11 protein-coding genes and 1 pseudogene are annotated in these 11,304 nt (G+C 56.2%); all 12 read right to left on the minus strand.

The window, feature by feature from the left end:
- Positions 1-825 (minus strand): annotated as a pseudogene (gene fliI, locus AB8B76_RS12490) (flagellum-specific ATP synthase FliI); the annotation flags it as partial.
- 4 nt (positions 826-829) lie between these two features.
- Complete coding sequence (locus AB8B76_RS12495; protein ID WP_405272925.1) at positions 830-1,504, minus strand: FliH/SctL family protein; 675 nt, start codon at positions 1,502-1,504, stop codon at positions 830-832.
- Positions 1,491-2,501 carry a flagellar motor switch protein FliG gene (gene fliG, locus AB8B76_RS12500; RefSeq protein ID WP_405272927.1) on the minus strand — a complete coding sequence of 337 codons (1,011 nt, stop codon included), beginning with the start codon at positions 2,499-2,501 and terminating at the stop codon, positions 1,491-1,493. Before fliG ends, AB8B76_RS12495 begins: the two co-directional genes overlap by 14 nt.
- Positions 2,494-4,200 carry a flagellar basal-body MS-ring/collar protein FliF gene (gene fliF, locus AB8B76_RS12505; RefSeq protein WP_405272929.1) on the minus strand — a complete coding sequence of 569 codons (1,707 nt, stop codon included), beginning with the start codon at positions 4,198-4,200 and terminating at the stop codon, positions 2,494-2,496. The genes fliG and fliF overlap by 8 nt, the downstream gene beginning before the upstream one ends.
- Positions 4,201-4,252: 52 nt before the next feature.
- A complete protein-coding gene (gene fliE / locus AB8B76_RS12510) occupies positions 4,253-4,570 on the minus strand; it encodes a flagellar hook-basal body complex protein FliE (RefSeq protein ID WP_405272931.1) in 318 nt (105 codons plus the stop codon).
- 97 nt (positions 4,571-4,667) lie between these two features.
- On the minus strand, positions 4,668-6,005 hold the full coding sequence (locus AB8B76_RS12515; protein ID WP_405272933.1) for a sigma-54-dependent transcriptional regulator: 1,338 nt from the start codon (positions 6,003-6,005) through the stop codon (positions 4,668-4,670).
- Positions 6,002-7,285 carry a sensor histidine kinase gene (locus tag AB8B76_RS12520; protein WP_405272935.1) on the minus strand — a complete coding sequence of 428 codons (1,284 nt, stop codon included), beginning with the start codon at positions 7,283-7,285 and terminating at the stop codon, positions 6,002-6,004. Before AB8B76_RS12520 ends, AB8B76_RS12515 begins: the two co-directional genes overlap by 4 nt.
- A 112-nt stretch (positions 7,286-7,397) precedes the next feature.
- Entirely contained in the window at positions 7,398-8,549 is a 1,152-nt protein-coding gene (locus AB8B76_RS12525; RefSeq protein ID WP_405272937.1) for a sigma-54 interaction domain-containing protein, read from the minus strand.
- A gap of 255 nt (positions 8,550-8,804) precedes the next feature.
- A complete protein-coding gene (locus AB8B76_RS12530) occupies positions 8,805-9,374 on the minus strand; it encodes a PilZ domain-containing protein (protein WP_405272939.1) in 570 nt (189 codons plus the stop codon).
- A gap of 107 nt (positions 9,375-9,481) precedes the next feature.
- Positions 9,482-9,838, minus strand: a complete 357-nt coding sequence (locus tag AB8B76_RS12535) for a flagellar protein FliT (RefSeq protein ID WP_405272941.1) — start codon at positions 9,836-9,838, stop codon at positions 9,482-9,484.
- Between the two features lie 6 nt (positions 9,839-9,844).
- A complete protein-coding gene (fliS, locus tag AB8B76_RS12540) occupies positions 9,845-10,237 on the minus strand; it encodes a flagellar export chaperone FliS (RefSeq protein WP_405272943.1) in 393 nt (130 codons plus the stop codon).
- Positions 10,238-10,263: 26 nt separating this feature from the next.
- On the minus strand, positions 10,264-11,304 hold a 1,041-nt coding region (gene fliD, locus AB8B76_RS12545; RefSeq protein WP_405272945.1), incomplete at its 5' end, for a flagellar filament capping protein FliD.

An 11,304-nucleotide genomic window follows, 5' to 3' on the forward strand; every position in this document is an offset into this window, starting at 1 on the left:
CGCCTGCGCAAAGCGCGTCAACGAATCCATTAGCAGTAAAACATCGCGACCCTGATCGCGAAAATGCTCCGCGATGGCCGTCGCTCGCCAAGCACCGTGCACACGCATTAGCGGTGGATAATCCGCCGGAGTCGCAACCACAATCGCTCGCGCAAGACCTTCGGGCCCGAGAATATCTTCGATGAACTCCCGAACTTCGCGGCCTCGTTCACCCACGAGACCAACCACAATGACGTCGGCTTCCGTGTGTCTCGTCATCATACCCAGCAGCGTGCTCTTTCCGACACCACTACCGGCAAACAACCCCAGACGCTGCCCCTTACCCATCGTAAGAAGACCGTTGATTGCGCGCACACCCACATCAAGCGGCTCTCGGATAGGCCGGCGCTCCAAAGGATTCAGTGGTTTGGCACGAAGCGCCACGCTGTGACTGCAATGGGGAGCGGGGCCATCATCAAGAAAGTGCCCTGCACCGTCGATGACCCGGCCGAACAATTGCTCATCCACCGCGACAATCGCGCGCTCGCCCAGAGGCACGACTCTGGCGCCGAGCTGCAGCCCGGACACGTCACCCTCGGGCATAAGCACCAAGCGGCCATCAGCAAAACCGACAATTTCCGTGTCGACTACGGCGCTATCGCTTATGACTCTACAACGTTCGCCGATGGCTCCATCGCAGCCCTCGGCTTCCAGCTTCATTCCCACCATGCGCATGAGCCGCCCTTCACATTGAAGATCGGGCGCGTCGACATGACTGCTCAGTGTTGCCAGGCGCTGACCCAGACGCTGCATTTGCGCGTCACGTATTTTCTGCGCGCTGCTCATGTGTTTAAGCTTGTCCGCCCGAATCAGCGCTGCCAGCGCCAACGGGTAGCTCTGGTTCCAAAATATCGTCCTCCGGCAATCCTGCTTCACCACGCAATTCCGCCAATGCGGACTCAATACGTGTCTCCACGCTGGCATCAACAAAGCTATGACCAGCGGCCAACTGCAAGCCGCCTCGCGCCAGACCCGGATTTTCCTGCACCACAAAACGTTCGTTGGGCAGCATTCCCTGCTCCCGACACAAGGCCGCATCCATAGGATTAAGCGTCAAAGTCACGGGTATAGACACCGAACCCAATGCAGACAGCGCATCCGCCAAAACCCTTTCGATATCTGCTCCAGAATCCAGCTCACGACGTATCACCGCCCTCGCTATTTTCTCGGTGAGGGACAAGAGCTCTCGCAACAGAACCGCTTCACTCTCCTGAAAAGGCGCAGCCATGGCATCGAGAAGCGCCTGTAGCTGGGCCACCTGCCCGTTGGCTTTGGCATTGCCTGCGGCCAGCCCTTCAGCGAAGCCAGCGTCGTAGCCCTTCTTTCGCTCCGCTTCGATATCACGGGTTTCTGATTGCTGCGCAGCACTCGCTACAGCTCGCGCTTTGGAAGCCTGTTGCGGGAAAGCGTCGGGAACCGCCGGCGCCCAACTAGCTTCGGCGCCTTGAGAATCAGACAAAGTCATCGCCGCCCTTCCCGATCATGAGCTCCCCTTCATCAGCAAGCTGCTTGGCGCCCGCGAGGATTTCTTTCTGAGCAGCCTCCACTTCGGTGAGCTTCATGGGGCCTTTTGCCTCGAGATCCTCTCGCAGCATATCCGCGGCTCTTGACGACATATTCCCAAAGAACTTTTCCTGCAACTGATCGTCCACGCCTTTGAGCGCGACTACCAATGTATCGACTGAAATCTCGCGAATAAGACGCTGCATACCGCGGTCGTCTAGATCCATCAAATCGTCAAAGACAAACATTAGCTCGGCAATCTTATCTGTGGTGTCAGCATCGCTCTCGCGCAAGGCCTCCATCACCGACACTTCCATATCCGCGTCCACGTTGTTCATGATCGCTGCAGCGCTGTTCAAGCCATTGACCGCTCGCGGCGGCGTCTTGGATGCTCGTCCAAGCTGTTTCTCCAGGACTTTGTCCAGCTCTTCCATAGCGGCAGGATCAATCATTTCGAGTTTGGCGATGCGTAGCATCAAATCGGAATGTAGCTCTTTAGGTAACTCAGCCAGCACATCAGCTGCCTGCTCCTCATCCAGGGACGCAAGCACGATAGCCATAATCTGCGGATGCTCTTCGCTGATGATCGCCGCGACGCTCGCGGGATCCATCCACTTAAGCGCTTCGATTCCGCGAGTCTTCGCTTTTCCCGGCATCACCTTCGCGAGCATAGTGTTAGCTTTGTCTTCGCCTAGCGCCTGCACCATCACGCGCTTGGCAAAGTCCGAGGCGCCCAAGCCCAAGGGATTAATGGAGCCTGCCTTGGTATTGAACTCGCCTAGCACCTCGGTGAGCTGATCATCAGACACACCGACCAGGGACGTCATCGCTTCACCCACGCGCTGGACTTCCCGGGGCTCCATATGACGCATGATCGACGCGGCGGACTCCTCCCCCACGCCGAGCAAAAATATCGCAGCGCGCTGTGCGCCACTAAGCTTTGGACCTGCTTCAGCCATCGTCTGCTACCCAACCTCTAACTACCTGAGCGGCTCGATCAGGTTCTCCTGCGGCCACCGATCGCGCCATCTGTAACTGCTGCTGGTATCCGCCAGCACCGCCTGCCGCTCCCGCTGCGCCGGGCAGACCTACCTGCCCCTGGCCGCCTAAGGTTACCTGATCATCCGCCATAGCTCCGCCCCCAAGGGCCGCCACTTGCTGCTGCCCGGGCCCCTGGAGGTTCTGAGGGGCCTGCATCATGGGTACAGGCACGGCCGCAAACTTCACAAGCGGACGGACGACTACAAATACCAGTGTTAAGAGCACTACAAGGACCAACAGCCCTTTCGCGAGCTGCCAGATCCAGTCCTGCTCCATCAGCGATGTCTCTATCACTGCATCTTCAATCGCAGGCGCCTCTACAAAGGATGCGCTAATTACACTCACCGTGTCTCCGCGCGCTGCATCAAAGCCGACGGCCTCTCGTACCAGAGATGTGACCTCGTCGATGCGCTCCTGCGGCATAGGTACCCGGCTGGTCGTACCATCGTCCGCCGTGGACTCAATGTAATCCAGTACCACCGCTATGGACAGTTTTTGAAGCGCTCCCGGCGTTTCGCGAACATGGCTGATGGTCTTGTCCATTTCGTAGTTGATTGTTGATCGGCTGCTTGTACGCTCAGGAGGGAGAACGCCACCTAAAGGCACGTTAGTCTGCACCACCCCGTTGGCCGTGGGCTGACCCTGAACCGCGGTAACCGTTGTGTCGATAGGTGGCTCGTTGGATAAGGTGCCCGGCACACCTCCAGCGTAGCGTTGATTCGTTGTTTCTTCAGACGTTTGCTCACTGCGAACATGGGTCTCCGGGGCATATGTTTCGAGTGTGCGCTCAACCCGCGTGAAGTCCAGGTCAGCAGCCACTTGGGCACGTACGGCATTGGCACCAAGGATGGGCTCCAGAATATCCACAATCCGACCACTCAGATCAGATTCGAGTTGGCGCGTGAAGCGGAACTGGTCCTGGGTAAAACCAAACTCGTCATCAGTTCCCTGACCGGACAACAGCTTGCCCTGCTGATCCACAACAGAAACCTGCTCCGAATCAAGATTGGGCACACTGGAAGCAACCAAGTGCACGATACCAGCCAGCTGACGCTCATTCAGTGCGCGACCAGCATACAGATTGAGCATCACTGAAGCGGCCGGTTGCTCCCTCTGCCTGAGAAATGCCGATTGTTTGGCCATCGCCAGATGCACCCGCGCGCCACGCACACTGTCCATGGCACCAATGGTGCGTGCCAGCTCAGATTCAAGAGCACGATGATAGCGAGCCTGCTCCATAAAGCTGGACAGCCCGATTTCCTGCTCACGATAGAGACTCTCAAACCCAACGCCTTCGCCCCGCGGGTATCCGTCGCTGGCAAGCAATAAGCGCGCGCGATGCACATCGCCTGCCGGCACGGCGACCATGCCGCTTCGCTGATCCATGCGATAGTCCATACCGTTGGCCTCAAGCGAAGCAATAACATCATTGGTATCTTCCGGTGCCATGGTGCCGTAAAGAGGTTTGTAGTTAGGCTCTACTACCCACTGCACCAGCCCCATGGCCATAGCGATACTCGCGGCAAGACCCACGAGTAAAGCTAACTGGCGGGTCGCCGGCTGTCGCGAAAATCCACTAAAGCGGGCGAACAAATTGTTATCGATAGCTTCGGCCATGTCTCTACGTTCTCACTAGTTCAAAGTTTTCAACGTTTCCAAAAAAGAAACGTCAAACTTGCATGCTCATGATTTCCTGATAGGCGCTGAGGAGCTTGTTGCGCACCTCGGTCATCGCTTGAAACTCCAAACCAGCGCGCTGGGATGCGATCATCACCTCGGTCACCGACGTTTGAGGATCACCCGATTCAAAGGAGGTAGCTAGAGCCTTCGCCTCCATCATGGATGCGTTCACCTGCTCGATAGAATCCTGCATGAGACTTGAGAAGTTCCCTCCGGTCACCTGCTCAGGACTCGCTGACTCAGACCCCGCTGCAGCCGCCATGGTGCGCATCTGGGCAATAACCTGATTGATCGCAATATCGCTCATAACTCACTCTCTCCGTTTATCATCACTGCTGATCGCCACTACTATTTATCACGACGATTCATCACTACTAATCATCATTACGTGGCTGTCGCTCTGTCTATACTGATGCCGGCAAGCTAATGCCTTGCTCTCGCATCCGCGCCAATTTGTACCGCAGTGTCCTGGGACTGATCCCGAGCTTCTCCGCTGTTTCTTTGCGGCTACCGCCGGTGGCATTTAATGCCTGAAGAATCAACTCCTGCTCTCGAAGCTTTAAATCGCCCTCTAATGCCGGCCGCTCTGTTACGACAGGCGCCTGGGCATCTGTGCTGACATCAAACTGATCTGCAAGGACGATGTCGCACTCGCTGAGCACGTTGCTGCGTGCAAGAATCACCGCCCGCTGTACACAGTTCTCCAACTCCCGAACATTGCCCCGCCAGGCCTGCTTAACCAACGCAGACTCTGCCGACTCATCAAAGTAGGCGCCGGGCACGGTGGCGTATCGATTCAGAAACAACTTTGCGAGAGGGAGGATGTCTCCCCGTCGCTCTCTCAAGGGCGGAAGATGGAGCGGCAACACGTTGAGTCGGTAATACAGGTCTTCTCTGAAGGTACCTTCGCGCACCTCGTCTTCCAGTTGACGGTTGGTGGTCGCAATTACGCGCACATCCAGAGGAATCAGTTTGGTGCCGCCCAAACGCTCCACCTCGCGTTCCTGCAAAACTCGCAAAAGCTTTGCCTGCAAACCCAAATCCATCTCGGAGATTTCGTCCAACAGCAGCGAGCCACCATTGGCCTGCTCAAATTTACCGGGCCGCGATTGATGAGCGCCTGTGTACGCGCCTTTCTCGTAACCAAAGAGCATGGACTCCAGCATGTTCTCGGGAATAGCCGCACAATTGATTGCAAGGAACGGTTTGTCCGCACGATTTGATTCGCCGTGGATGTAACGGGCAAGCACCTCTTTACCGCAGCCCGACTCACCACTAATCAAAACCGTTGCATCGCTGGGGGCAAGCCGCTGGGCCAGGGCACATAGCTGCTGACTACTGGGATCTTCTGCGACTATCGGCAAACCAGCCTCAGCCGTAGGCTGCATACGCGCCACCATATCCAGCAGCACCTGAGCTTCGAAGGGCTTCAGCAAATAATCTGTAGCACCGTCACGCATGGCCGACACCGCATCACGTACGGAGCCATGAGCGGTCATCATTACGAAGGGCATCTCCGGTTTACGGTTGCGCACCTCGCGGAGCAAACCGTGACCATCCATTTCGTCCATTTGCACATCGCTAATCACCATGTCGAAGCTTTCGCTCTCCATGCGTGACAAGGCTTCACGCCCGTTACCGGCCGCGACTGCTCGATAGCCACCAAATTCTATGGTGTCGCACAGTGCGTCGCGAAGCGTATCGTCGTCTTCAACGATAAGTACTCGTGCTGCCTGATTCATGAACTAGGCCTCTCGCCTTTGCTACCGCTGTGAGAATGAATACCAAGGCCATCCGATTCTTCGTTGGCCTCACTAATAAGGTTGCTGACTACCTCGGAATCACCGCAGGATTCCTCGGTAGCCAGCAGGGGAAGATCAATTAAAAATTCTGCACCGCCCTGAGCGCGATTGCGGGCTCGTACTTCTCCGCCGTGATGACTGACGGTTTTGGCAACGACCGCCAACCCCAGGCCGGTACCCTGCGTTCGCGTCGTAAAGAAGGGATCGAAAAGTCGAGGCATCACGTCAGACGGAATACCGGGGCCGTTATCTCGCACGCATATCTGCAGAGAGTCGTGACTCGTCGCCCCCGCCCAGATATCGACACGTACAGACTCGCCACCTACTTCCACTGCGTTATTAACCAGATTAGCCAACGCCCCAACCAACTCGTCCCGCGCACCGCTTAGGGCGAGCGTATCGTCGATGGGTGTAACCGTGAGACTAACGGTGGACGGAAGAGTCTCGCGCACCGCCGATTCAAGCGTTGTCATTACGTCCCTCAGTAACAAGGGCTCCATATGAGGATTTTCGCCACGCACAAAACTGAGCATGGATTCGATCAATGCCTCCATGTGCTGAAGTCGATCTCCCAGGCGCTCGCTGATTTTATCGCGCTGCACGTGGGGAAGATCATGACTGCCCAACTGGGAGAGGTATAAGGTCGCGGAAGACAGTGGGGTCCGAATTTGATGCGCGAGTCGAGCGGCCATTTCACCCAGCGCGGCAAGCCGCTCCCTGCGACCCAGCTGCAACTGCAAGTCATGGAGCTCCGTCGTGTCGGTTATCAGAACGACTCGCTCTCCGTCCTCGCCGTCGTCATCCAGCGCGCGACTGTTGATCGACAACTGCCGCTGTCCTGGCTGTCGCTCATCTAGCTCGGGGTTGCGTTTGGCCACCTGGGGCCAGGTCTCTCCCAATAGAGGCTCACCCAGCATGTCGAGCGCGGCCGGATTGGCATCGCGAATAGTTTGCTCGGGATCAAGAATCATCACTCCGCCGGGGAGTACAGCCAGAAGCGACGCAAGGCGATTTAACAGACGCTCTTTTTCAGCCAGCTCACGAAGACGTGCGCCGCGACTGATAGCAAGCTCTGTGCGCAGGCGCAAAACCTGTTCCTGCATTGTGCGGTAACTGCTGTCGAGTTCTCGGGAGACCTCGGTGAGCGAAGCCAGGGAGCTTTCGTCCAGCGCAACGCTCTCGGGGCGCTCGAGCACATCTGATGTGGAGATCTGCGTCATACCTGTCCATTGAGTTGTGGTATCTCGGAACAGGTCTATGCAAAGGCTATGCCTAATATTTTATTGTTGAAATTCAGATGCTTGCAGAATCCGCAATAAAGAAGCGTCAAGACTATGGCGCTTCGTCCGGGCGAATAATCTCGTACTTGCGCATCTTCTCGACCAAGGTAGTCCGCTGAAGGTTGAGCATCTTTGCCGCTCTTGCAACGACCCAATCGTTTTGCTCAAGGGCTTGTACCATCAGGGAACGCTCAAGATCTGCAAGATGTGTCTTCAGGTCCATGCCTTCTTCGGCCAGCACCGCTGGCGCTTCGTCCGGCGTTATAGTTCGCGAATCCAGGCGACCCGTTGATTCTGCAGGAGCAACCGGAGCCTCCGAGGCACTGCCCATCGCACCACCTGTCGCGGCAGCCTGATCACCTCGAAGGAAAATGTCAGCGACTTCTGTAGTTTCGCTTGCGCCGCGATCAGCCACAAACTTGCCAGGCAGGTGCGCCGCCGTAACCTCTTGCTCGGGGTGAAGAATCGCCAGGCGCTCTACAAGGTTAGAGAGCTCGCGCACGTTGCCCGGCCAGCCATAGCGCTTGAGGCATGCCATGGCATCGTCACCCAGAGTTACCGAACCACGACTGTCACGCTCCATCAGATCGACAAAGCGTCTCACAAGAGCCGGGACATCCTCGACACGCTCCCGCAGGGGCGGAATGTCGATAGGAAACACATTAAGTCGGTAAAACAAGTCCATACGGAAATCACCGGCCTGGACGCGATCCTCGAGGTTCTGGTGCGTGGCGGCGATCACGCGTACATCGCAATCCTGAGTCTTGTTACTTCCTACACGCTCGAAGCAACGTTCTTGCAGAACACGCAGCAGTTTTACCTGCATCTGCAGAGGCATGTCTCCGATCTCATCAAGGAAGAGAGTGCCGCCAGCTGCCATCTCGAAGCGTCCCTGACGGCTGCTTATGGCGCCGGTGAACGCGCCTTTCTCGTGACCGAAAAGTTCAGACTCCAGGAGTTCACCGGGAATAGCGCCGCAGTTAACCGGCACAAAAGGGCCCTTCACGCGATCGGATAGCTGATGAATGCCACGAGCCACCACTTCTTTGCCCGTACCCGATTCGCCGAGGATCAAAACGGAAGCCTCTGCCGGCGCTACCTGCGCGATGAGGCGGCGTATCCCTTCGATTTGAGCACTGCTGCCAACGAGTTCCCGCGCCAATGTGCGACTCGCTTCAAGAATCGCCGACCCGTCTTCACTCACGCTTAATCCTCTTGTTTACGCGTGGATGCGCGCATATTCACTGTCATGGCTAAGTGTATTACCGCTGCAGTGAATTACTGACGCGACACAACAAAAACACATGGATTTTCAGAGTATTAGCGGCGTAAGTCAACTTTTTGACGGATTGATAATCGCTGGATTATTTGTGACCAGTGAATCGAGCCGGAATCATGGATAAAGCTGCTGGAAAGGCTAGCGAGTAAGACCTGCAAGCCAAGCGGCCGAAGCCAAGGGCTATTCGCCTGAGGAGCGTTTAAACGCCACTTCCCGGCGGTGATGCCTGAAGATCAGCTTTTCGAGCCACGACTTCGCCGCCCCGGTTAGTCCAGTGAAGCGGACCTTACCAGTGCCCGCGGCGTGCTCTTCGGCAGTCGACACCACTTCGCCATAGCAACACAGGGGCTTGGGCAGTCCACGCTGAATGTAGAGCTCCAGATAAACCGTTGTACCGGGCTCTGGCACATCGCCTTTCCAGGCAACACCGGCAGCAGATACACGCACCGGGCTGGTATCGGGAATATCAAGCTGGTGGTAAATAAGAGTCCCGACAAGGTCCAAAAGCAAATTGACCTTTAGATCCAGACGAGCGACTTCTTGTGCAACCACTCCTGAAGAAGCTTCTTGCTGATCTTTTTGCCCGCCCGCGTCGCCAATAACCGAAACCGCCCGCAGAAACTCCTCGTTAGAGGCGTTGACCATAGCCAAGTGCTTTTGATCGAGTTCGTGATCAATTTTTCTCCATGCGATGGAGATATTGTCGCTGTAGGCTAAACCACCTTCAGACTTTGCTGGTGTATCACTCATACGCAGGCATACCTTTACGGCCCAGAATCAATAGATTCCAAGCTAGCATAAGAAGGGTCTGGAGGGAGAGCAATTACCTAACCTAGCAAGAGAGGTCGGCTAAAGAGCTAACTAGAAGATTGAACATCCTGATAGCTACCGAGGGCTGATCGGGTACGTGCCTGATTGACGCCTTGCTCGAGCACCGCATCACGGGCATTTGCGAGCAGCCCCATAAGCTCATCGTTGAGGTGGAGCATCACGGCGAGAGCTTCTGACACCAGCTCACCATGTTCCGCATCAACCGGCTGCGAAAAACACTGCTGCAAATCATCGCGACGTTCGCGCTCAAGCTCCGCCACGCGGTCCCATTCACCGGCGCCAGCGCAATCCAGCATATCCCGCGTCATATTGAGCACGCCGGCCAATCTCTGGTATTGCCCGGACTCCTTGGCGTCGAGTGCGCTTGTGAGGGTCGCGTTCACGGGCTGTTAGCCTCGGTACTCTTCGGGAATCGCTTCCCAACCACTCTTGATTTCGCGCATGAGGCCCGAGACCTCGTCAAGCAATGCTTCATCTTTGGTAGAAGCAGCCTCCACCAAGCGTGATTCCATATAGTCGTAGAGGTCGCGCAGTCGCGTAGCAACCTCACCACCGCGCTCGATATCGAGGCTAGCCCGCATGTTGTCGATAATACTGATGGCCTTCCCCAGCATTTCACCCTGCGCGGCTACGTCCCCTCGAGCCATAGCGCCTTTAGCGCCAGCGATGCGGCTTAAAGCGCCATCCATCAGCATAGTAATGAGCTGATGAGGACTAGCGTCGGTCATGCCACTCTGAGCGTCGACTTTGCGATAGGCACTAATTGCGGTCATACCATTCATCTATCTGCTCTCCGTAGCGTTTATCACTAGTTGTTGTTTTGTCCCGGTAGAGGGATTCCAGCAAGCTGGGTGGTTAAGAACTCGCTGGTGCTCTGCAAGTTTGCCAGCAAAATATCCAAGGCGTTGAACTGATTTCTGAAGCGCGCCTCGATGGCTTCTAAACGAGCTTCCAGGGCCTCGCGATCTTCCTCAATACGCGCGACATCGGCCTCGAGGGTATCGGTACGTAAATCGATCAGGCCATTACTGTCCAGAAAACGGTCGATGACATCGCTCAAACTAACAGCAACCCCACTTGAGATGTTGACGGAACCTCGAGCGCCGGTAGTACCTCCGATGATCGACAATCGAATACCTTCACTGGCAGAACCAGCCGCCCCAATCAAGCTTTGACCCGACCCCGTTGCGGCCACGCCACCAATGGTACCGGCGACATCGACGCCATCGGTGCCAGAGCCCGCGGATAAGCCCAGGGTGCCGGTGGTGCTAGCAGCAACGCTGTCAATGACGACGCTACTCTCGGAGCCAAAACGGCTAGATTGAATCTGGAGTCGGTTTGAGGCATCAAAAGTCACGCTGACCGAAATACCCGCCTCTAAAAGATTATCGTCACCGTTAATGCGAGACTGCAGCTCTGCCGCCAGCGCATCACCGCTTTCGAAATCGCCCTGAGTCAGACTAACGAGATCGGTGGAGACGCCATCGATTGTGAGGCTTAACGTATCGTTAGAACCATCAATAGTCAGGGGAGCTAGGGCAGTGGGCGCAACGACGGCAGCGCCTGCGATACTGCCGCGAGTTGCCAACTGAGTAACTTCAACACTGAAGTTGCCTACCTGCGTCGAACTACCAGCACCATCGAACACAACGCTGCTGTCGTTGGACTGTCCGACTTGAGCGAACACACCAGCGACACTGTCAAAATTGTCGCGTAACGCAGCTCCCAAACGGCCTTCATCGATTGCGAGATTGCCGTTTGCCTGGGTGGTTATTCCGAGTTCAGCCAAGGTACTGAAAGGACCTTCAAAACCGTTAGAGGAACCAGTTAATGCGCTGCGAACCTGCGT

Source organism: Congregibacter sp. (genome assembly GCF_045107095.1).
In the GTDB taxonomy this organism is placed as follows: Bacteria; Pseudomonadota; Gammaproteobacteria; order Pseudomonadales; family Halieaceae; genus Congregibacter.